This window comes from Halosimplex aquaticum (assembly GCF_028747785.1).
Classification (GTDB): domain Archaea; phylum Halobacteriota; class Halobacteria; order Halobacteriales; family Haloarculaceae; genus Halosimplex; species Halosimplex aquaticum.
This window is the reverse complement of sequence record NZ_CP118158.1, coordinates 3,611,255-3,632,984: the sequence shown is the minus strand read 5'-3', so window position 1 is coordinate 3,632,984 and position 21,730 is coordinate 3,611,255. Positions and strand designations below refer to the sequence as shown.

The following is a 21,730-nucleotide window of genomic DNA, read 5'->3' as shown; positions in this document are numbered from 1 at the left end:
ATTTGAACCACGCCGAGACGTTCGCCTCGCTTCGCTCGGCGACTGCGACTTTCCTGCTTCAAATCTCCTATGAACGTTCGCCCGCGCCGCGATTCGCGGCGCGGTCTCACGGTGGGAAGGGGATTTGAACCCCTGGGTCCGTGAGGACACCTGCTCTCAAGGCAGGCGCGTTAGGCCACTTCGCTATCCCACCGAGCAAGCTCGGTCCGCCCCCGCCACGTCATGCGATTTTGGGCCTTCTGACCAGCCAACGATGAAACACCGTAGTTCCATTCCATCTCGATTGAACTGGCCCGAAACCACCGAAATCGCACGAATCGGGGCGTGTTACGATGAATGAGAGGGAGAAAGTTGAAGGTATCGTTCTCATTTGCGAGCCAACCGAAGAATATCTCAACGAGCGCCAGCGCGTTACGTACCGAAGCCACCGCGAGAAGCTAATCAAATGGCTCGCACGACAGGGAAAAGATCCCGAGAACCTAGCGGGTTACGCCCACGATACGTGTAAGACATATTCGACTATCATCGACCAATTCCACCGCCACGTCTGGACAGACCAAGACCGATTTACACTGAATCTCTCGCAGGAACACGCGGAAGAGTATCTACGAGGTCAGATTCTCAGTGACGAAGACTACTCATCGAGTCATCTGGACAATACCAAATTAGCGCTGAAAGCATACTTTCGGTTCTCGAACGACGAGTGGGACCCTGACCTCACTATCCCATCTACGCTCTTGTGAAGCACGTTGTTGATTTTCAGAGGGCAGCGTCGAGCGCATGTTTGAGCGCTTCGTCACCTGGTTTTCTGTAGAGTTCGCACCGGAGCTGGAATGCTCTGAGATACGGCGTTAGCTTGTCTTTCGAGACGCCTCGGTGGGGCGAGAGCCACCGTCGCGTCAGCGACGCGTGGCTCTCGCAACCGTTGACGTGTACGTCGCCATCAGCGTATTCACCGTCGCCGTGGACGACGTATTCGCGGGTGAATGCGTCATCGTCCTCTAGCGGGTCGTACGCCCGAAATCCGTCGGTGTAGACGGTCAGCGACTCCTGTGTGCGGTTGCCGAGCAGGAGTCGCACGGTCGATTCTTCGGCGGATTTCGCTGGCACGACGTACCGCTCGTCCGAGCCGCGATCGACCAGCGTGAACACCGGCGGTTTGTCGCCGTCGTACGAGCCTCGCCCACGCGTGGACAGGCCACGCGAGCGCGACTCCTGGTCGCGCTCGCGGCCTTTCAGCCCCGCAGACACGTACACTTCGTCGATTTCGACCGGCCCGGACAGCGTCATCGAAGGCGCGTCGAGCGATCTGGCGAAGCGCTCGACGCGCCGTCTCACCGTTCTGTACGAAAGATCGAGCTCTGCCTCGATCTGGCGAATGCTCGTGTTGAACCGTAAGAAGACGTAGATCGTGAAGTACCACTCTTTCAGCGAGAGCTTCGAGTGAGCGAAGATCGTGCCGGTCTTGTCGTTGAACGTCCGACCGCAATTCTTACACAGATACCGCTGGTACTCCCGATAGCTGCCGTTTCTGACCGTCAGGTCAGAACGGCAGCGGGGGCACTCGACGCCATCACGCCAGCGAACCTGTTGGAGCAGGTTCGCGGCAGCCGATTCAGACACGAACCGGCGTATTGGGAACATATCGGGCACCGCTGGCGCGGTGCCCTTGCCCTCTTCGACTTCCAGCCGCAGCTCCCGCTATCAACAATCTACTTCGCAAGAGCGTTGATCGAAACAGGAATCACGTAGTATTCGTCGTGGATTGTACGCCAGTGGTTACGCAATTGGTCCACATCGTCGTCTTCTGCTACTTGCGTAAGGTCGTCCCAGACGTCGTCGTATCGTCCGTCGAGCCAGTCGGAGTCGAGTAGTCCGTCGAGGACGGTCAGCAGGTGGCTCTTCCCACTGCCGTAATAGCCATAGAGCCAATAGTTCGAACCTGTACGCATATCGTCTGCCTGTCCAAGTGTCCGATCGACGAAGTCTCGAATAAAGCGCTGGGAGTCCGCAGTCACGTGGTATGAGTTGATGGCGCGTTCGCGATGATCGCGCTCATCCCTGTCGATGCGAACTGATTCCTCGAAGTCTTCTGGAAGGTCTTCGAACCAACTCGCGTCAACCATCAACTGACACCTCCCCTGGAGATCCACGAATACGGTTTCTCGGTGGGGCGGAGATCAAGGTCACCGTGGAGTTCGAGATACTCCCATGCAGAGGTGCTAGCAGCTCGATCAAACAGCTCTTCCCAGCGGTTCTCTGGTTGAAAGAGGTATAGGAAACCCCGTGGGGAGGCGATCCATTCCTCGTCGCCAGTTTCGTATGAATAATCCATCGCTACGAGTAGCGGCACAGTTCCTACAGAAGGAGTTCCTCCAGTCACTGCTTGTTGGCCCTCGAGAACCCCGACCTCGCGCATCACTGACCGGATCCCTTCGCACCAACGCTCGGTTGTCGATTCTGCATAATCGAAGCTGCTGCCGTCAGAATACGTCAAGCTGTTGAGGATGTTTAGGAGAGTTTCGTTAGAGAAGTCCAATGGTTTCGGCTCCTCGGAAACAAGACGGTCGCTGTATTCGGTGACGACGTATCGAACCAAGGTATCGTCGGTAACAAGATACAAATAGAGGATTTGTGCTTTGTCTCGCGTCGTCTCACATTGTTCGAACACCTGGGGGAGCAAACTGGGGTTCGGGAGCGTTGTCGGTGCGTTCTTGAAGCGAGATGTGAGGACCCGAAATATTTTCTGCGAGCTTCCCCGTGTGCTCCGATTCGATAGGCGTTCGTCGAACCAGATGTTCTTCACATCGTTCCAGTTTCCGTGATCTGCATAAAGTTGAGTGAGCTCCTCGGCTCGCTCAACGAGGAGACCACACATCGTTAGATCCATGTTGACTTCGTCTGGTGAGATCGTCCCAGACAAAGAGGGGATGGGCGCGTCACCGCCGTCGGATATGAGAGTCATGTATGGGTGGATTGAACGGACCTACTTTATGTTTCGTCTATCATAGCATACCCACTCAGAAACTTAACAGATGAGCAAGAAGAGCCAGTACGGCAAATAACAAAGCTTCCAGCCATCTCTCTCGATCACGAGGGACTCGCTTTTTACCAGGTCCTTCGGGAGGCTATCTGTGACAATAAACCGGAAAGGCGCCTGATACTCGAGGTCGATGAGATCTTCCCCATCTTCCTGTGGATGTTTCCCGACGGATGGGTCAAATGCCGTCGCGATCGACGTTGACGCGTCGGTATGCGGGTGGTAGGAGAGTACGAATGGGAGGACCAATTCGTCATTTCGGAGGACGTAATCCACCGTTCCGGCTTCGGTCTCGCAGTATTCGACTTGTGGATCTTCCCCCTCGAAATCATCCTCGACTTGGTATGCAAGCCGCTTGGCGTGGTCGAAACCGACGGTTCGAGCAAGTTTATACTCGAAGTCGTGATTGAGCCGACCCGTTGGCTCGTACGATTCGAATCCGAAATGTTCCTGCCGCTGTGAGAGGAGAACGACGTGCCGAGGATTACGCAGATAGAGTCTGGTCCGCCGGTATCGCTGTAGAGAGTAATCGTGTGATTCCGAAACTGAGAGCCCCTCGTCAAGAAGGGAAAGATACGTGTCAACGGTGCGGCGGTCCACACCAAGTCGTTCGCTAATATCGGTGTACTTTAACTCCTGCCCAGCACGACTCGCTGCCAGCGATGCGAGCCGGTGGAGGTTCTCCGGGTTCTTGATCGATTCGTACTGTGCAAGTTCCTTGTAGAGATAGAGCAGAAAATGCGAGTGGACGAGCTCGTTGTTTACGGAGTAGTCGGGGACTCGCTGGAACAACCCTCCTTTCTGCAAGTATCGCCGTGCAGCTTCGTGTAGTCCGTCCCGGTCAGCTTCAGAGAGTACGTTGTAGTGAAGATCTTCAAGGGCTTCGATAGCGTCTGGGAGCGCTGTGGCATCTGATAGGTTATTTCGAACGTCGCTGATTAACGAATTGTCCTCATCGAAGCTTGTCGTCCGGTGCGTTTCGACTATCGATGCGAGATCCGAATCGACGTCTTCGAACACGGACTTGTTGTAGACCCCATGTTGAACGGTATCGATGAACTTCATCGGAAGCATAGGTCTAGCCCACTTCACCTGGACCTCATCACTGCCAGTGACCTCCTCCATATTCACTTCAGATTCAACGATCCCCGTGACTACGAGAGACGTGTCGTCGTCGATAAGATCGAGAAGCTGCTGTTTCTCTTCACCTTCGAGGCGGAGTGCGCCGACGTCGTCAAGTAAAATGAACTTCCGACCGGTCCGTGGGGCAATATGGGTATAGAAGTAATCAACAACATTGCCGAGTGCTGCCATGGCATCTTCCGAAGGCTCGAGATGGTAAAGCGAGTCCTCCAACGGAATATACAGGACTTGTCGAGGATCAATACTACCGACGAGTTCTAAGTCGCGGTGGCTCGGGTCGAATGCCACCGTGTCCTCTCGAAGAAGAGCTGCAACAATCTGTAGTAATAAAGTGGTCTTTCCTATCCCCGTTGGTCCGTAGATAGGATAAACGAGACCATCCGTTTCTCCATCGTGTTCTCTATCGAGTTGTTTGAGGCAATTCACGACGTCGGAACGTGGCTCAAGCTCCGTGACCTCGGTGAGATCTGACGGACTGCCGGTTTCCCCATCCCACCATTGGTTATGCTGCTTTGCATCTTCGAGGAAGGAAGCGATAGACTCAGACGACTCCATCATATTGCTCTATCCTCCGTGCTGGACATAAATAATCATTCGTTCTGATGTCGCAAATCTGTGGATTTCTGTAATGTAATGCACTGGTTAATCCGTGGGTTCATTGGTCGGTCAGGTGATGTTCGAGCGCAACCTGTACAATCTGGTCGGGATCGGTGACTGCGGAGTCATCATTTTCAGCGATGGCGTCTACGAGAGGCACGAAGGTATCGAAACCAGCGACTGATATTGTTCGAGCATCGGGGTCGATGCCTAGACCCTTACAGAGAGTCCGTCTGACAGAAGTCGATACATCTGCATCGTCAGCCATTGACTGTTCGATCACCTGCTCTAGAGCGGAATCCGCATCGATAGTTGTCGCCGGCGCATCTGGCTCGATGTGGACGTTGTCGCCACGAAGGACGGCAGCCAATAGTTCCTCGACGGCGTCCGCGACGACAGCGTCGATAGTTGTCCCGCAGTCGTCGGCGTACTCGGCTGCGAGTGACCTGACGACGGGATCTATTTCAACGGTTGTGGCATCGTCAGCGCCGCCTTCCATGGCCGCTGAGGACCGAACACCGGACACAGACTGCTCGCTAGCGCCGTCGTTATCTATCGGTTCCTCCGTTGTTTCCTCCCGAGTCTGCTCAGGCTCACCGCGTTCGTCCGCCTCGATCGATCCAGTGGATTCGTTCGACCCAGTAACAGACTCCAAGCGCTCGCCAGCATCGGTACCGTCCTCGTCGTCCGTGTTTACGTCGTCTTTTGGAGTTGGCTCTGGCGCCGTATCAACGGATTCGGGAGCGCTATCGTTCGTCGTATCCGCTTCGGCGCTCAACACTACCTGCGTAGAGACCGTATCGAAAAGTTCCTCGGACTGGTCCGCATCGCCCGTGTCCACTGTAACACGGGCGCGCTTTTGTTCGCTGATGGCCGGGCCCGTCGTCTCGTACAGTCCACCGTCGGCAACGGTCGCCCGACGTTCACCACGGGAACTGCCACTCGCCTCCGCGTTCGGAGTCGGCTGGGACGTGGTTTCCGGGGCAGGCCGGCCTGTCCGAAGCCGCTTGCGGAGGGGCTTCACGTCGACACCTTCGGCCGCGAGATCGATCTGGTCACGTCTCCCGATTTCCGGTAGCGACAGCTGTTCGAGGAGCCCGTCGTTGCTCGCGGCTACTGTTCGAGACTGCTCACGTCCCCGAACGCGACTGTGGGTTTTTTCGCCGACCCACGGCGGGGCTACGATGGAACCGTCTCGGAAGAGTGTCTGTTCAGTCGCGTCGCCGTTCGCCCACGTATAGGCGTCCCACTTGTCCTTGTACCGTTCAGTTGCGCGGCCGTGCTGATGTTCGACGACGACGTGGATCGGCGAGATAGTGTCGACGACGTCGTCGAGGACGTCCTCGGACGGGTGATTCGTAAACATCGTCGAGGAGACCGTCCCTTTCGCGTCGCCACTGTCTTTCGCGTCGGTGTTCCCGCCCTGAACTTGCACGAGCGTCGCGTTTGGGTCGTCCTCGATCGCTCGGAAGAGCCGAGCGCTACTGCCCTCGACCGGGACCTCTGGTCCAGCGATGGTGACGGCACCGGCGTTCAGACAGGTCTTTGGATCGGAGTACGTCGGAACGGTCTCGACGTTGTCGTGGTCGTAGCCGAGGCGGTCGTACAGTTTCGCCACCTGGCCGGCAAGAATCACCCGCACGGCCCGTTCGGTATCCCGCTCGACGCCCGCAAGGAGCGTCGCCAGGTGGACGCCGGTCAGCCCGCTCGTCGTACACAGCGTCGTCGATCCTTCGCTCGCTCGCTGAACGAGCGTTCCGACGGTTTCCGTGAGCTCGTCCTCGAAGTCATCGTTCGTCGCCGCCGTGAGGAAGACGGCGTCGATGTCGAAGTAGTTCTCCGGCTCGAAGCCGGGATACCCGCCGGCGTCCCGAGGAGTGAAGTCTCCGGTCACGAGCGCGTGGAACGGATCTTCGTCGCCGACCTCCACGAGGAATCCACACGCACCGGGTGCATGCCCTGCCGGAACGGGATGGACGCGGACAGTCCCGGCCACGACATCACGCCAGCTGTCGATCCCTTCGACATGTCCGAGTAGTGCTTCCGTCTCACTGAGTCCGTAGTGACGTTTGCCTTCGGCGAAGACGTCCTCGACTATCGCCGCTGTTCCCGGCGAGGTGAGAATCGGCGCTCGGTCACGGTGGGCGTCGTCCAGGGAACGGTAGTGGTCGACGTGTGCGTGCGTGAGGAGAATCGCTGCCAGATACTCGTCGTCACCGAGTAGTTCCCCGGCGTCGACGCCATCTCCAGCGTCCACGAGAATGCACGGCGTACGTGCTTCGTGTTTTTCGCGAATGCGCAAGAGGAACGATTCGTTCCCCGAATGCGGATTTGCGTGCTGGTAGGTAATCTCCATGTATCTGAATTGAGAGTCCATCAATATAGTTCTGTGGTTTAGGTACATCCCAATGATTCAATCTGAATAATAGGGGAAGCACAGTGACTAGTTTTATTTGGTGGGAGGTTATTGGTATGTGTGAGGGTGTCATAGAATCCATCTCATACCGTGATGACGGTGCTTCCCGGATTGTCACCTCGTTCGTAGTTGGTGACGGCGACGACGAGTCGAACGCAGAGCGCAAGGAACACCTGCGCTCGGGCGTGGACGCGGCCTCGGGCGCGTAGCGTCCCGAGGCCGCAGTCCTTGACCGCATCGTTCGTTCGCTCGACCTGACTCCGGCGGTTGTACGTCTCGTCTAGGATCGACTGTTTGAGCTGAATCTCGTCACTGTGTTTCTCGATGCGGTCTTCGACTCTGTACTTGATATTGAGCGGATCGTCGGTGTTTCGCGGGTTGTACGGGGCGATTGGCACGACTCCTGCGGTCAGCAGGAGGTCGTGCCAGTCGAGCGTGTCGTAGGCGCTGTCACCGAGCATCCAGATCGGCTGGGCGACGGCGAGCGCGTCACGGGTGACGCGCATCGCCGTCTCTTCTGCGGCTTGTTTGCTCTCGGTGAACTCGGCTGCAATCGGGATCTTTGCGCCGGTTGAGACGATCGTACAGCCGTAGCCGTAATAGTACTCCTCAGCGGTTGGGTCGTAGTTCTTCGACGCATCTGGGTCGGATGGCATCGCTCGCACGTCCGTCGAATCGATTCGGTAGGTCATGTCGAGCAGGCCGCGGGCGGCGGCCTGCTCGACGAGGTGGTCGAAGACTTCGTCGACGACGTGTTCGAGGTCGGTGAGGAAGCGATCGACCGCGTCTCTTGAGGGCGGTCGATCGAAGCCAGCTGAGCCAGACGACCGTGTTCTGGAGTTCTCGTGTGACCGGGCGAATGCCGTAGATGTCCTTGTAGTAGCAGTGGAGGAACGCTCGGAAGAGTTCTGGTGGGTGGTGGTCTCGTGTTCGCCCCCGGCGAGCGGGGGCGAACACGTCGAACTCGCTGAAAAAGTCGAACTCAAGATGCTCGAACAACGCGAGCGTCTCGGTAGCCACGACATTGAAGAACTCGTCGATAGAACCCTCTTCTTGCAGGGTGCTGGCGCTCGTAGACACAGTTCCAACACCCTGCGTCCTCGTGTGTGAGGCTTTCTATGACACCCTCGAATACGCTTACTCATTGTTTGTGTACTACTCATCTCGATAGCGGGATGCGATGGGCGTGGACAGACGTCAGTGCCTGTCAGCATCGAGAACGTTTCGACAGAGTCGACAGACGACGCCATCGAATTCACCGGCGAACTTGTAGTCCTTCAACAATACCAGGGGGAGTTTGAAATTGAGGATACCGGGTCGTCTTCACGAATAGCTCAGGGACGACGATGCAGGCCGTAGAGATCGGGAGGATTCCCAACTCCTCGTTTCGAGAGGGATTCACGGTTAAGCTGGATAATCCCCCCGAGCGAGTCGTCATTCGAGTCGGCGAGGTACGCACTGACGTCGACGTCGAGTTGTACGGAACGCGCCGAACGGATTCCGGCACTTACGAGAGTTTTCTCCAAGAATAAGTACAGTCACCCCTGACGGAGATGGCCCGCACGGAGACGACGTTCCTCCGCCCGTGCGGCACTAGTATCCGTGGGACGATTGCCCTCGAATGCAAGCGGAAAGTCACCATCGCCTAAATGAGCGAGGATAAAGTGTCTGTTGCTCTCCGAGATACCGCGAACACGCAAAGGAGCGCCTAGAGGACGATACGATCTACAGCCAAGGATGGCGTGCCAAACCATCCGCCGAGATCCGAACGATGAGATTCTAGCTAGATGAGTTGGATCATTTCAATCGATACCAAGCGACTCCCAATGACGTATGAATAAGCCCCTTCAACGAAGAGAAGTCCTGTGCGGGACGGCACTATAGTAGCCGTTAGAACTTTCCGCTCAGAGAGTGTTGCTGTGATCAATGGACCACCTCGACGAGATCTCCGTCGAAGACCTCCAAGACGCCCTCGACAACGTCGAGGGAAACAAGCCGACACAACGGTTGTTAGCCGCAATTGCGTACAAAAACGGCGTAACGCAATCCGAACTTGCAGAGTGGCACGACACCGGTCGAAGAACGATCTACAGCTGGCTGATGCGATTTGATACGGACGAACCGCTTGAGCAAGCTGTGTCTGATGATCATCGATCCGGGAGAAAACGAAAACTCTCAGAATCACAGCAAGAAGAGTTCGAACAAGCCGTGCACGAACCGCCCGAAGAGGCCGGGATCGACGCGCCGGCGTGGACGCCGGCGCTCGTCCAGGAATTTCTCGAAGACGCCTACGATGTCGAGTACTCCTATCCGAGCTGCCGGCGGCTGTTGAAAGAAGCTGGATTGAGTTATCAAAAACCACGCCGCACAGCCGCCGAAGCTGAAGAATCCGACCAAGAAGAGTTCCACGACGAGATCAAAAAAAGCGAGCGGAGATGGACGCCAAAATAGTCTGTATCGATCAGACGAAGAAATCGGTGCAAGTCGAGCCGCGTGCCGCGTGGTTTCCGCGCGGCACGCGGCCGAGCGTCGAATTGTCCGGCCAACGCGACTGGACGTGTCTGCTCGGCGCAATCACCGAAGACGGTGACTGTTTTTTCTCACGGTTCACCGAGTACGTCACCGCCGATCATGCAAAACATTTCATTCTCGCGTTATGCGAAGAATTCGAAGAAGACTTGATCGTCGTATTAGATGGTGCGCCGTACTTCCAGGCGTCGGCCGTCACGGACCTAGCGGCCCGTGACGACCTCGCCTTCGTCACGTTACCGGCGTATTCGCCGGAACTCAACCCTGTCGAAGAGTGCTGGCGACAACTCCAAAACGCTCTCAGCAACCGGTTCTTCGACTCGCTTGAGCAACTGACCACCGCGATCGATACTGCTCTCGACCAACTGTCGCTTCCAAAGGTGAGCAATTATTTCTAACGTCCACTATAGCCGTTCTCTCCGGTTGTATGGAGCCGCGATCACGATCGCTCCGATACGGCTCAATAGAGACATCGCGGAAACCCGGGGCTGTCGAACTCCACATCGCTGTCCAGGCGAGCAGCAAAAACGTTGAAGGCGACTGGGCAGCTTTCCACAACGTCGAGGTCGCCGGATATGACAGTCCTGAGCCTGAACTATGTCGGGCAACGATCGGAACGCTGGCCCCCTCGGAGACGACCACGGTGACACTTGGTTGCTCCACCGCCCCATCCTCGGTGAAAATAAATGGCTAGTAAATTGAACAAGCGTATTATAGCAATTCTAGTGGTAACTGCCGGGTGCCATGAGCTGGGGCCCCAAGAGAAGGTATGGGGCGTGGGATCAGAGATTGCAGGTAGCGTCCAGAGTGACGGTAATTACACGACATCGGTCCAATTCGAACTGGAAGAAGACGTCTCACCTGTTGTTCTGAAAGGCGTCAAAGTAGAGTTCTTGACCGCGGAAGAGGTCATTCTTAACGAGACGACACTAGGAACAGTCCGATTCGAGCGGGGAGCACTTCATCAGTTCAACGTCTCCACACCGGAGCGGCCATATTACGTGTACCTGAAGTACGACGAGGTTGAGCAACCTACCGATGCCGTCGGCGGCGTCAGCGGGTTGCGCTTGCGACAGAGTGCAGAAGGTGAGTACCGATATAGCTCATATAGAAACTACACGGCTGAGTACTGAGTAGCTCTTGTGTTGGTTCCAACAGTGACATGTTACGAAAAGCACCCAGGAGACATCCAGTATTACCGGTCAGTACCTGAGAGACGTTTTCAGTGCGACAGAGCGTTCAGCCAAAGAAGGATCCGTAACAGTTGAATTAAATGAAACTCCTGTCAAACAGAGATGCGTATGCTGCCTCTCTGTCGGACGTGCCTCGTTGCGCTCCTCATCGTGACCGCTGGCTGCCATCAGGTCGGAGTTGAAAACGATAGATGGACTCTGTCTCCTGTGATCAATGAGACTGCTCAAACCAATGGGAGATATACGACGACAGTTGAGTTCAATCTAGGAGGGACGACGGCACCAGTCGTCTTGAATGGAGTCAAAGTACGGTTTCTGACCGCAAACAAGACGCTACTGAACGAAACCACGCTGGGGGCGATCAGGTTTGACTGGGAGGAGGAGACGAATAATCAGTTTACCGTCGTTACACCGGCCAAACCGCACTACGTGTACCTGAAGTACGACGAAGTCAAGCGGCCGACCGACGCCGTCGGCGGCGTTAACGGGCTGCGCTTGCAGCAGAACGCGGAGGGAGAATATACGTACTTCTCATACGAGAATTACACCCGGAGCTACTGAGTAGCTCCAATGCTGATTCCAGATGATCAGTACCGATACGCCACGGGAGGCACCCAGATGACAGCCAATATCATCGGCGCCGGACGGAAAGATGACGGTGTGAGACTCGATCCGGTCGGTGAAGTATCCAGCGGCATTCAGCATCGAGGAGCTACTGCCCGTCGAGTTAGGAAACATTGACACCATTAAAAGCAATGCGTCATAGCGAGATAATGGTAGTAATAGCAGTCTGTCTGCTGATTGCTCTCGCGGGCTGTCACGCCAGTCCTCGATCGTGGACACTGGAAGGCGACGTGGAACGTATTTCCCAGACGGACTCCGAGGTCAATATGACAGTAACTGTCTCTATTCAGGGACAAGGTGAGGGAGTGAAACTCACGGGCGTCAAGGCTGTCTTCCTCTCCGCTGAAAACCGTGTTATCGAGAACCAAAGCATCGGAACAATGTCCTACGAACTTGAGACGGAATATCACAACTTCAGCGTCACGCTTCCACAGCGGCCCCACTATATCAATTTCATGTATGACTCACTACGTCAACCTTCAAACGCAGCCGGGGGCGCTATCGGTTTGCGTTTGACTGATAAATACGAGGGGGCCCACCGGTACAGGACGTATTCAGACTACGACCCAGAATACTAACGGTGAGCTTCTGAGTATCGAACGGCGAGGAACGTTGAGACAGATATCCCTGCTCGAAACTCGCTAATCGGCAGTCTAGTGGCTGTTGTCGACGCTGGTATCTACCACGTCGTGTTCTCTGCCGTAATCTCACCCGGACGCGGAGCTGATATCGAATAGGTTTGATTGGGACCCATACGACCCAAAAGTAGCAGGTGGGCGTGTTCGGCATCGGGACCTTCGTGGCTCGCGGCTAGGCTGACGACCTCGATGTTCCACTGACGAGCGAGAATGCCATTGGTTTCAGCCTCGAATAGCTATCGACGATCGAATTCAATACCATCGAGATGGTGAGAATAATAAAACAAGTCGACAATGAGCCGATACTCAAAGTATCTCGTTGTCCTCCTCGTCTTGACTGCCGGCTGCCACCAGGTCGGGAACGAGCCGAAGGGGTGGACAGTCGCTCCGGAGGTAGCAGACAGTGTCCAGACCGATGATGGGCACTCGACGACCGTCCAGTTCACGCTAGAGGGGGACGCGAGTCCAGTGGTTCTGGACGGGGTCAAAGTCCTGTTCCTCACTCAAAACGAGACTGTACTCAACGAAACCGCCTTGGGCACCGTCGAGGTCGATTGGGGTGAGGGCCAGTCGTTTACTGTGACCACGCCAACGAAACCGCATTACATCAACATGCGGTACGACAGCGTCGAACGGCCCACTGACTCCGACGGCGGTGTCGTCGGATTACGGCTCGAAGGTGGTGGAGAAGGCCAGTATCGGTACGTCACCCATACAGAGTACACGGCGAGGTACTAACAGCTATCTGGCCGCGCAACACTCCCCTTCCTAAAGACGTCGAATACACCTACAGGTAGCCTACTCATGAAACGAACACTCCTCATTGTCTTGCTGGTACTCGCCTTACCAGCCGGATGCCACGTCCCGCAGGAGCGAGAGTGAACCCTCTACGCGGCGGGAGATCACGTGGCCGACTCCAATTCGTAGGTCGTGTCCACCGTCTAGGTGTACACCGGCGGATTCATGACGAACGTCACACTTCACGACGTGGCGGTTCAGTTTCTGACAGACGAGAAATCGGTTCTGCAGGAGGTGCCTGTCGGGACCATCAACGTCTCCGCGAATAGCTGAGATGAATCTAAGAGGCAAATTCAAAACATAGAAACAGTTCGTATCAAAGTAATACTATATCCAGTGACACCAAACAGAACAACAGGGATCGCAATAGTATTCGCCTTGCTTTTAGTGACATCTGGTTGCATTACTCAAAACGAACTCTCTTGGACCATCGGGCTGGAAATTCAAGATACCGAAGAGAGTGATCAGGCCCAAGAGATCACTTTGGAAACCTATATCGGTGGTAGCTATGGCCCTGTTGTCGTTCGGAACGTCTCTATCGTATTCGTTGGTGAACACCAACGAATCTTAGGCCGAGAGAACATTGGTACACTGAGCTCAAACCAGAGCTATCGCAAGAACGTTACAGTATCTCTCCCGGAGCAACCGGAACAAATGCTCCTGCAGCCAGAACGAATAACGACTCCGAACAACTACGTATACGTATTTGAAGGCCTCGTTTCTGATGGAAACCAGTACCTGGCAGTCCAGACGCTCACCGGGGATACCGATACACAATTTCACTTCTTCGAACGGTCCTGGCGCGACTGCAAATACAATTTGTCCTGTGAGAAGTTAGAGTCGGCGCCCTGACGACCGCCTGGTGAGATCTCCCGCGACAAATTGAATACTCGAGACCGTTCCGATTACAAATCGAAATCCGTGAGGCGGAGCGTCATTGCCGAGGGATTCAAACGGAGACTGCTGGAATGTCCAGTGGACGGAAATTATATTCCATTCAGTATCGAAGAACTATCGACAATCGAATTCGCCTCAATTGACATAGTTAGTGATGGATGAAATGAACCACTACAGATTTCTCGCGTTCGGTGTGGTAGCACTGGTTGTCGTCGCCGGTTGCGTCGGTTCCGGGATGTGGTCAGTTGAACCGAACGTTGAGAAGATAACCTCCACTGATTCGGGCTATTGGATGGAGGTCAGCGTTTCGACGAACGAAAACGCTCGACTAGTGCTACACGGAGTGAAGATCGTGTTTCTTTCCGGAGAGGGAAATCGACTCGCTGAGAAAGCACTTGGGAGGATGGAAGGAGCGCACAACAGTAGCTACAAGGTAGTTAACGTTTCCGTGCAGCGACCTCCAGAGTTCATTCAGATCAAGTATGATTCGGTAGAAGCAGGGAGTGAAGGCGAAGCACGCGGATTGAAAAGGACCACATCTGGTGGTGAAGAATACGGATACAAGGTCTATTCAAACTATACTGCGACCGATTAGTCCATCTGAATTCGATTCGAAATTCATCACCTCGATACTGGTCACAGAGACGTGACACAGAGAGTCGGAAGAGCCGACAGCGACGCCACGCTGTGGCGCTCGGAATGACTGCTCCCGATCCCGCAGACTGGAGGTGAAAGATCCGGGACAGTCAAGGAAAACCCTACATGCTGTGTGGCACGACTTATAGTGCTCGATCGATTAAAAGGGATGCCATGGATCGTTCGGGTGATCTGCCCTCGTCATCTACCGAGACGCCCGCTCCCGGAGATGCCTCTCTGTTATCGAAGGCGGATATCGCAACCGTCCAGCTCGATTCGACCGGCGAGATTCTCACAGTGAACGACGGACTCGTGAATCTCGTCGGGTACACTCGTGAGACCCTCGTCGGAAAGGCACTGACGGACATACTCGCGTCCGTCCCGGCCCCGCTCGAATCGTTTCTCGAAAACGGAACGAACGGACCGCTCACGCTGACGCTGCCGCTCGAGGCGTCGAACGAAGATATCGTCGCCTGTGAGACCCATCTAAAACCGATCGCTTCGGACGGAGACCGCGTAGTCGTAGGGCTCTTTTACGAATCCCGCGGGCAGTCGCCTCGACTGGATGCCACAGAAGACAGGGCGCTGACCCCATCGACCGAGATAGCGCCCGCGAGGGCGTTTGTCGCTCTCGCGGACGCCCTCTCCGACGGAATCATCGTTCTCGATACGGACAGCCAGATCCAGTACGCGAATCCGGCGGTCGAGCGGATCCTCGGCTACACGCCCGACGAACTGGTCGGAGGGAGCAATCTCAGCATCATCCCCGAACGGCTTCGAGACGCGCACCTGCGCGCGCTGAACCGATATCTCGAAACCGGGACCCGGAACATCGACTGGACGTACGTCGAGCTCCCCGGCCAGCACAAGGACGGGCACGAAGTACCGCTCGGGATCTCGCTGAACGACTTCGTCTTCGACGGCGATCGGTTCTTCGTCGGCCTGTTCCGGGACATCACGTCGCAAAAAGCGGCCGAACGCGCCCTCCGCGAGCGCGAGCAACTGCTCAACAAGTACAAAGAGTACACGGACGACGTCCTGAACGCGATCGGCGACGTGTTCTACGTGCTCGACGAGGATGGCTGCCTCCGGCGGTGGAACGACACGTTAGTCGAGGTGACCGGCTACACGGACGAGGAGATCGCGTCGATGCACGCGCTGGACTTCTTCGGAGAAGACGACCACGAGACTATCGAAGACGCCATCGAACGGGGGTTCGAATCCGGCGGGACGCGAGTCCAGACAGAGCTACATACCAAGTTCGGTGCGGAGATACCCTACGAATTCGACGCGGCGAGCCTCGAAGACCCCGACGGAGAGCCCGTGCTGGCAGGCATCGGCCGTGACATCACGGACCAGAGAGAACAGCAGCGGAAACTCAAGGAATCGAACGACCGCCTCGAACAGTTCGCCTACGCCGCCTCCCACGACCTGCAGGAGCCGTTACGGATGGTCACGAGCTATCTCCAGCTCATCGAACAGCGATACACCGACGACCTGGACGACGACGCGGTGGAGTTCATCGAGTTCGCCGTCGACGGGGCGGAGCGAATGCGGGAGATGATCGACGGCCTGCTCCAGTACTCGCGGGTGGACACCCAGGGGAAAGAGTTCGAACCGGTCGATCTGAACGCCGTTCTCGACGAGGTGGAGAGCGACCTCCAGCTGCGGATCGAAGAGACCGACGCTCGGATTCAGTCGGACGATCTGCCGCGCGTGTCCGGCGACCGCGGGCAGTTACGACAGGTGTTCCAGAATCTGCTGAAAAACGCGATCGAATACAGCGGGACCGAACCACCGAGAATCGAGATAACGACTGAACGCGACGGACGAATGTGGCGGATTGCGGTGACAGACAACGGGATCGGATTCGACCCCGACGAGACGCAACGTATCTTCCGGGTCTTCCAACGCCTCCACGGTCGCGAGGAGCACTCCGGGACCGGAATCGGCCTGGCGCTCTGTCGCCGCATCGTGGAGCGCCACGGCGGCGAGATCTGGGCCGAATCCGAGCCCGGGGAGGGGTCGACGTTTTACTTCACGCTCCCCGGATCGACTGAACAGCCAGATTCGAATAGGTACTCGCGTGCTCGATAGATGCGGTCCCCGAGCGACGAAGGCAGAGGACCCGCGGCAGAAGAACCCCAGCTACGGTGGTATACCCGATTTCGTCGCCGAGAGGTGCCCTCGTGGGAACCCCTAAGTCCGAACAGGCCGAAGTCACGCTATGGTCGAACCCGGCCGCGAGACGGAGTACACAGAGTCGGACGTCATCGAGGTGTTCCGCGACCGCGAGGACTACGCCGAACCGCTGACGGCGAGCGAGGTGGCCGAAGAGATAGGGTGTTCGCGCCGCACCGCGCTGAACAGACTCCACGACCTGCAGGAGGAGACGGACGTGACGAGCAAGAAGGCCGGCGGACGGAGTCGCGTCTGGTGGATCCCCGTGCTGATGGACGAATAAGCCGACGCGCGGGCATCGATCGCCCGATACTGGCATCTCCATCGTAGCCTCTCTGCCTCCCGCCGCTCGTGGCTGCGCCGTCGCGGTCTCTCCACGACTCACCGTCCCGCAGTGGAAGTCGGCCTCGCTGCAATTCCGGAAACTCTTTATGGATTTTTGGCTAGCCTAAACCCATGGAACGCGATCCCGAGAGTTCGGGTGGGCCGACTCGGAGAGCGTCCGTGACGTACGGTGGGGCGTTGGTGAGTGGCGGATTACCGGCCGGGTGTCCGAGCGACCGCGGTGCCCGAGGTGAGTACTCGTGAGCCCCGCGACGAGCAGCGTCTGCCGGGTCGGTCCCGGCGTCGCGACTCGTGCGGGTAGCGTGCGTCGGCACCCGGTCCGCACCCGAACGGGGCGGGGGGAGCGCTGATGGGAGAGCGCCAGTCCGTATCCGAGGAGTCTTCAGGCGCGCGCCCGGGAGCTTCTGACGAGAACGCGATGGACGACGACCACGGCGACCGCGCGAACCAGAACGGTCACGACGCGGCCAGCGAACTCGTCGGCGAGGACCTGGAGATCGGCTACCCGACGACGAGCGAACCGGTCGTGGAGTGCGACACCGTCGTCGTCCCGCGCGGGGAGGTGACCGCTCTCGTCGGCCCGAACGGCAGCGGCAAGAGCACGCTGCTGAAGGCGATGGCGAACCAGCTCGCGCCCGAGGGCGGCCACGTGTTGCTGGACGGCGAGCAGGTCCAGTCGTTCGACTCGAAACAGCTCGCCCGTCGCCTGGGACTGCTCTCCCAGGAGAACGAGTCGCCCGGGAGCCTCACCGTCGAGGATCTCGTCTATCACGGTCGCTACCCCCATCGCGGGTTCTTCGAGTCGGTCACCGAGAAAGACAACGACGCCGTCGACCGCGCGATCGACCTGGCCGGCGTCGACCACCTCCGGGACCAGGAGCTGCGCAATCTCAGCGGCGGCCAGAAGCAACTCGCCTGGATCGCGATGGTCCTCGCGCAGGACACGGACGTGCTCTTGCTCGACGAACCGACGACGTTCCTCGACCTGCACCACCAGCTCCGGGTGATGGACGTCGTGCAGACGCTCAACCGCGAGCGGAACATCACGATCGGCGTCGTGCTCCACGACATCGCCCAGGCGGCTCGGTTCGCGGACAACCTCATCGCCATGCGCGACGGCGAGATGTACGACTGGGGCCCGCCGACCGACGTGGTCACCGAGGAACTGCTGGCCGACGTGTTCCGCGTCGACGCGACGGTCGACCACGGGCCGTCCGGACCGCATATCTCGCCGAACGTCGCGATCGACGACGGCGAGTGAACGCCGGAGAATCGAGGACTCCAGCGAGGAGCGGCAGATGAGACGGGAGCGGACCGTCCGCCCGTCACTCCGTGGCGACCGGCCGTCGCTGGCTCTCCGCGCTCCCGGGCTGGCGTAACACGCGCTCGGCGACCGGTGCGAGGCTGTTCTGAACCGACCGGCCGTCGCGCTCGCGCTCGACCAGTCCGTCGTCTTCGAGTCGCGAGACGTGGTGCGAGATAGTGCTCGGATCGCGGCCGAGCGCGTCGGCGAGGTCGCTCACCGACGCCGGCCCCGACCGGGCGAGCGTCCGGAGGATCGGTTCGGTCGCGGTGTCGTCGAGCGCGGCGAGCAGCGCCGGGTCGGACTCGTTGCTGAGGAAGTACCGGCGCTGGCCGCGGATGCGCTCGCTGACGAGCAGGTGCTCCTCTTCGAGGATGCGGAGGTGGTGACGAACGGTCGACAGCGACGCGTCGGTCCCCTCGGCGAGCGTCGAGAGGTTGATCCCCGGCGAGCGCTCGACGGTCTCGAACAGGTCCCGCCGCGTCTCGTGTTCGAGCGGGTCGGAGTCGTCGTGGCGGCTGTACCCCGGCGGAACGATCACGCGCGGCAGGCGAGCGGCCTGTCCCCGAAGCGCGTCGACCGCCCCGTGGGCCTTCAACCGCGCCGCCTGTCCGATCCAGGCCAGTTCACTGCCCTGCGCGGCGGGGGTGTTCGCGGCGACGTGTTTCGACGCCGCGGCGGCGGTCACGCCCGCGACCAGGAGTGCGCCGCCGGCGGCCGCCCCCCCGGGCGAGGGCAGCGACGAGTCGCCGGCGCCGCTCTCCTCGCCACGGTCCGCAGCGAGCCCCCCTGACGTCGTCGGCGTGTCGGAACCAGCCGTCGAACCGTCGCTGGTGCTCGCGGCTGTCGCCGGATCCGTTTCAGTCGGGCCTGCTGCGGTCGGTGTCGGCGTCGGGGTCTCCGCGGCGCCCCCGATCCCGACTGATCCGTTGAGACCGACGGTCCCGTTCGCGCCGACCGTCGCCTCCCCGTCGACGGAGACGGTCGCCGTCAGGTTCGCGTCGACGAGGTCGTCGGTCTCGTCGACTACGGGCGACGTGACGTTCTCGGTCGTGTTCGTGACTTCCTCGGTGGTGTTCGTGACTTCCTCGGTCGCGTTCGTCACCGAGTCGGTCGTGTTCTCGACCGTCTCCTGGGTGGTGTTGGCCAGGGTCTCCGTCGTGTTCTCGGTCGTCTCCGTCACCGATTCGGTGGTGTTCTCGGTCGTTTCGGTCGCCGAGTCGGTCGTATTTTCGGTCGTGTTCGTGACGGTCTCGGTCGTGTTCGTCACCGAGTCGGTCGCGTTCTCGGTCGCGGTGCTGATCGCGCCCGAGAGCGAATCGTCCGGCGTCGGCGTGGGCGTCGCGTTCGTTCCAGCGGACGGCGTGGCAGTCGGGGTGGGCGTCGCCGTGGCGGTGTCGCTCAGGTTCCCGAGGACATCGGTCCCGACCATCGAAGCGGCCGTCCCAGCCGACTGGGTCGCACCGCTCACGCGGTCGGTATCGGCCGACGCGGCGCCGGCGAAACCGACGGCACCGGCCCCGAACAGACTCGCGAGTACGACGGCCACGACCGCCACCGCGGCGAGGGGGCTACCGGCCCGAGTATCGTCCATCCTGGAACACCCAGTTACCGCCGAGGTCCCCCCAGGCCGTAATAAGTCTCGTGGAACCGGTCAGTCGGTTCGGACGTCCCGGCCGGCGTCGGTGTCCCTGAACGCGACGCTCCCGCAGTTCGGACACTCGTCGGCGATCGGCCGGCGGACCTCACCCGGAACCGCCGGCGTGAACGACCCGCATCCGAGACACATCACCAGGTCCATCGCCGGTCACCGTCCGGATCGATCTCGTCCACGCGATACTCCGCTCAACGGTGCCGCGCGACGGCGAGACCCGTCAGCGCGGCCAGTGCGAGCAGCGCGACCGCACCACCGAAGCCGGGCCCGTCACCCGACGTGGTCGCCGCGCCGCCGGACTCCCCGTCGGTGGCATCGCCGTCACCCGCTCCGCCGTCGTCCGCGTTGCCGTCCGACGAATCGTCGTCGCCGGCGGACGTGTCGGTCTCGGCCGAGTCGGTCTCGGTCGAGGTGGTGCCCGTCGGCGTGTCCGTCGTATCGTCGGCGTCCGCGTCGTCGGTCATCGTCACCGTCCGCGTCGAGAAGTGATTGACGCCGACGAGAACCGTCGCGTCGGCCGAGGCCGAGGCGTCGCCGGACTGGCGCACCATGTACTTCGAGGTGTCGCCGCCCGCGGCCGCCTGACGGAGTTCCGCGTACGACGAGGCGCTTGCCGCGGCCTCGCCGTCGACGGCCACCTGCACGTCCTCTGCGGACTCGAACGTCTCGTTCGAGACGTGCGTGATGAGGACGCGCCCCTCGTGAGCGGTCCGGCTGACCGTCACGTTGACGCGGCCCTCCGCGCGCTCCTCGACCGCGACCGTCGTGTTCTGGCCGTAGGTGACGGTGTCGGTGACCGTCTCCTCGCCCTGCTGCATCACGTAGACGCTCGCGGCCGCGGTCTCGTTGGCGATCATCCGCTCCTCGCTCGCGTCGGCGTCGGTGCGGGCCTCGGTGTAGCTGCGGACGACGAGGCGGCTGTCCTCCGAGAGCGCGGCGGTGAGGTTGCCGGCCTCCGTCACGGAGACGTTCCCCTCGCCGACGACGATGGCGCTCGCGGTCGCACCGCCGTCTGTCTGGTAGACGACGCGGTCGTCGGCGACTCGCTCCGCGCCGTCGCCGCTGACGTTCAGCGCGACGTACTGGGCGGAGTCGTCGGCCGCGACGACCAGCGAGCCGTGCCCGTTGTCGTGGGCCTCGATGCGCGCACCGCTCTCGGTCGTCAGCGACGCGTTCGCGTCGGTCTGGACGTCGAGCGACAGCGCCGCGCCGACGATACCGGCCGCGGCGTCGAGCCCGGCCGATCCGCCCAGCCCGAGCGCCGAGTCGGCCTCGGATTGGGACTGGACGCGGACCGAGTCGATCGTCTGTTCGCCGTCGACCCGGTAGTCGACGACGGCGTTACTCTGCGTGTCGAAGGCGACGTGACTTCCCGCGTAGGCCTGTTGATCGGCCGTCCCGGCCAGTGCCGTGACGGGCGCGATCGCCGATACGACCAGCATCGCCAGTATCGCAACGGTGCGTTTCATCGTGTGTATCTCCGTCCGGGACGTAGCCGGATTGGTGAAAAGCGCTTGTGGCAAAACCGTCCAAAGGTCCCTGTGGGACGGTGACAGGCCGCGTCGCTCTCGGCGGAACGGGGCCGTGGGCACCCGTACCGATCGTGGTGGCGAAGGAGTCAGACGACCTCGTCGAAGCCCCACTCGTCGGCCCGCTGCTCGGCCTCCTCGCGGGCCTGCTCGCGGATCGCCTCGATCTTCTCAGTACCTTATATGACGAAAATGCGTCACGAACCT

General features: G+C 59.2%; 17 protein-coding genes, 1 tRNA gene and 2 pseudogenes. 10 read left to right on the top strand and 10 right to left on the bottom strand.

Annotation, left to right across the window (positions count from 1 at the left end):
- Positions 1-109: 109 nt before the first annotated feature.
- From PSC72_RS18075 to PSC72_RS18045, 7 genes and pseudogenes are all read right to left on the bottom strand, one after another.
- Positions 110-193: transfer RNA gene (locus PSC72_RS18075), tRNA-Ser, on the bottom strand.
- Between the two features lie 566 nt (positions 194-759).
- Positions 760-1,644: an IS1595 family transposase gene (locus PSC72_RS18070; protein ID WP_274322818.1), complete on the bottom strand. Its 885-nt coding sequence runs from the start codon at positions 1,642-1,644 to the stop codon at positions 760-762.
- 77 nt (positions 1,645-1,721) lie between these two features.
- A pseudogene (locus PSC72_RS18065) lies at positions 1,722-2,126 on the bottom strand (hypothetical protein); the annotation flags it as partial.
- A complete protein-coding gene (locus tag PSC72_RS18060) occupies positions 2,126-2,965 on the bottom strand; it encodes a BrxA family protein (RefSeq protein WP_274322816.1) in 840 nt (279 codons plus the stop codon). The gene PSC72_RS18060 and the pseudogene PSC72_RS18065, both read right to left, overlap by 1 nt.
- 63 nt (positions 2,966-3,028) lie before the next feature.
- The gene (locus tag PSC72_RS18055) at positions 3,029-4,738 is read right to left on the bottom strand and encodes a DUF4143 domain-containing protein (RefSeq protein ID WP_382261872.1); all 1,710 of its coding nucleotides are present in this window, start codon (positions 4,736-4,738) and stop codon (positions 3,029-3,031) included.
- A gap of 100 nt (positions 4,739-4,838) precedes the next feature.
- Positions 4,839-7,136: an MBL fold metallo-hydrolase gene (locus tag PSC72_RS18050; RefSeq protein ID WP_274322814.1), complete on the bottom strand. Its 2,298-nt coding sequence runs from the start codon at positions 7,134-7,136 to the stop codon at positions 4,839-4,841.
- A gap of 143 nt (positions 7,137-7,279) precedes the next feature.
- Positions 7,280-8,276 (bottom strand): annotated as a pseudogene (locus PSC72_RS18045) (transposase).
- Between the two features lie 846 nt (positions 8,277-9,122).
- Here PSC72_RS18045 and PSC72_RS18040 point away from each other — a divergent pair.
- The 10 genes from PSC72_RS18040 (at position 9,123) to PSC72_RS17995 (ending at position 18,298) form a co-directional block, all read left to right on the top strand.
- Positions 9,123-10,123, top strand: a protein-coding gene (locus PSC72_RS18040; protein ID WP_274322813.1) for an IS630 family transposase whose coding sequence is annotated in 2 segments (ribosomal slippage) — positions 9,123-9,615 and positions 9,615-10,123 — 1,002 coding nt in all. Because the reading frame shifts where the segments join, the coding sequence is not laid out codon by codon here.
- Between the two features lie 288 nt (positions 10,124-10,411).
- Positions 10,412-10,858: a hypothetical protein gene (locus tag PSC72_RS18035; RefSeq protein ID WP_274322812.1), complete on the top strand. Its 447-nt coding sequence runs from the start codon at positions 10,412-10,414 to the stop codon at positions 10,856-10,858.
- Between the two features lie 168 nt (positions 10,859-11,026).
- Entirely contained in the window at positions 11,027-11,479 is a 453-nt protein-coding gene (locus tag PSC72_RS18030) for a hypothetical protein (protein ID WP_274322811.1), read from the top strand.
- A 329-nt stretch (positions 11,480-11,808) separates the two neighbouring features.
- Entirely contained in the window at positions 11,809-12,120 is a 312-nt protein-coding gene (locus PSC72_RS18025) for a hypothetical protein (RefSeq protein WP_274322810.1), read from the top strand.
- A 354-nt stretch (positions 12,121-12,474) separates the two neighbouring features.
- A complete protein-coding gene (locus PSC72_RS18020; RefSeq protein WP_274322809.1) occupies positions 12,475-12,918 on the top strand; it encodes a hypothetical protein in 444 nt (147 codons plus the stop codon).
- A gap of 396 nt (positions 12,919-13,314) precedes the next feature.
- Positions 13,315-13,830, top strand: coding sequence for a hypothetical protein (locus PSC72_RS18015; protein WP_274322808.1), 516 nt, complete (start codon positions 13,315-13,317; stop codon positions 13,828-13,830).
- A 199-nt stretch (positions 13,831-14,029) separates the two neighbouring features.
- On the top strand, positions 14,030-14,470 hold the full coding sequence (locus PSC72_RS18010; protein ID WP_274322807.1) for a hypothetical protein: 441 nt from the start codon (positions 14,030-14,032) through the stop codon (positions 14,468-14,470).
- Between the two features lie 215 nt (positions 14,471-14,685).
- Complete coding sequence (locus tag PSC72_RS18005; protein WP_274322806.1) at positions 14,686-16,608, top strand: PAS domain S-box protein; 1,923 nt, start codon at positions 14,686-14,688, stop codon at positions 16,606-16,608.
- 130 nt (positions 16,609-16,738) lie between these two features.
- Positions 16,739-16,975 carry a helix-turn-helix domain-containing protein gene (locus PSC72_RS18000; RefSeq protein WP_274322805.1) on the top strand — a complete coding sequence of 79 codons (237 nt, stop codon included), beginning with the start codon at positions 16,739-16,741 and terminating at the stop codon, positions 16,973-16,975.
- 480 nt (positions 16,976-17,455) lie between these two features.
- Positions 17,456-18,298, top strand: coding sequence for an ABC transporter ATP-binding protein (locus PSC72_RS17995; RefSeq protein ID WP_274322804.1), 843 nt, complete (start codon positions 17,456-17,458; stop codon positions 18,296-18,298).
- A 64-nt stretch (positions 18,299-18,362) separates the two neighbouring features.
- Here the strand turns inward: PSC72_RS17995 and PSC72_RS17990 are convergent, their stop codons facing one another.
- From PSC72_RS17990 to PSC72_RS17980, 3 genes are read right to left on the bottom strand one after another with little or no spacing between them, the layout of a single operon-like run.
- Positions 18,363-19,934 carry a helix-turn-helix domain-containing protein gene (locus PSC72_RS17990; protein WP_274322803.1) on the bottom strand — a complete coding sequence of 524 codons (1,572 nt, stop codon included), beginning with the start codon at positions 19,932-19,934 and terminating at the stop codon, positions 18,363-18,365.
- 60 nt (positions 19,935-19,994) lie between these two features.
- On the bottom strand, positions 19,995-20,141 hold the full coding sequence (locus tag PSC72_RS17985) for a hypothetical protein (protein ID WP_274322802.1): 147 nt from the start codon (positions 20,139-20,141) through the stop codon (positions 19,995-19,997).
- Between the two features lie 44 nt (positions 20,142-20,185).
- Positions 20,186-21,463, bottom strand: a complete 1,278-nt coding sequence (locus PSC72_RS17980; protein WP_274322801.1) for a hypothetical protein — start codon at positions 21,461-21,463, stop codon at positions 20,186-20,188.
- Between the last annotated feature and the right edge of the window lie 267 nt (positions 21,464-21,730).

Bases quoted from the DNA above. Each gene is read 5' to 3' on its own strand.
- PSC72_RS17990 (WP_274322803.1), bottom strand. From the start codon at position 19,934: ATGGACGATACTCGGGCCGGTAGCCCCCTCGCCGCGGTGGCGGTCGTG.
- PSC72_RS17995 (WP_274322804.1), top strand. From the start codon at position 17,456: ATGGACGACGACCACGGCGACCGCGCGAACCAGAACGGTCACGACGCG.
- PSC72_RS17980 (WP_274322801.1), bottom strand. From the start codon at position 21,463: ATGAAACGCACCGTTGCGATACTGGCGATGCTGGTCGTATCGGCGATC.
- PSC72_RS18010 (WP_274322807.1), top strand. From the start codon at position 14,030: ATGGATGAAATGAACCACTACAGATTTCTCGCGTTCGGTGTGGTAGCA.
- PSC72_RS18025 (WP_274322810.1), top strand. From the start codon at position 11,809: ATGACAGTAACTGTCTCTATTCAGGGACAAGGTGAGGGAGTGAAACTC.
- PSC72_RS18050 (WP_274322814.1), bottom strand. From the start codon at position 7,136: ATGGAGATTACCTACCAGCACGCAAATCCGCATTCGGGGAACGAATCG.
- PSC72_RS18070 (WP_274322818.1), bottom strand. From the start codon at position 1,644: ATGTTCCCAATACGCCGGTTCGTGTCTGAATCGGCTGCCGCGAACCTG.
- PSC72_RS18060 (WP_274322816.1), bottom strand. From the start codon at position 2,965: ATGACTCTCATATCCGACGGCGGTGACGCGCCCATCCCCTCTTTGTCT.
- PSC72_RS18000 (WP_274322805.1), top strand. From the start codon at position 16,739: ATGGTCGAACCCGGCCGCGAGACGGAGTACACAGAGTCGGACGTCATC.
- PSC72_RS18020 (WP_274322809.1), top strand. From the start codon at position 12,475: ATGAGCCGATACTCAAAGTATCTCGTTGTCCTCCTCGTCTTGACTGCC.
- PSC72_RS18030 (WP_274322811.1), top strand. From the start codon at position 11,027: ATGCTGCCTCTCTGTCGGACGTGCCTCGTTGCGCTCCTCATCGTGACC.
- PSC72_RS18035 (WP_274322812.1), top strand. From the start codon at position 10,412: ATGGCTAGTAAATTGAACAAGCGTATTATAGCAATTCTAGTGGTAACT.
- PSC72_RS18055 (WP_382261872.1), bottom strand. From the start codon at position 4,738: ATGGAGTCGTCTGAGTCTATCGCTTCCTTCCTCGAAGATGCAAAGCAG.
- PSC72_RS17985 (WP_274322802.1), bottom strand. From the start codon at position 20,141: ATGGACCTGGTGATGTGTCTCGGATGCGGGTCGTTCACGCCGGCGGTT.
- PSC72_RS18005 (WP_274322806.1), top strand. From the start codon at position 14,686: ATGGATCGTTCGGGTGATCTGCCCTCGTCATCTACCGAGACGCCCGCT.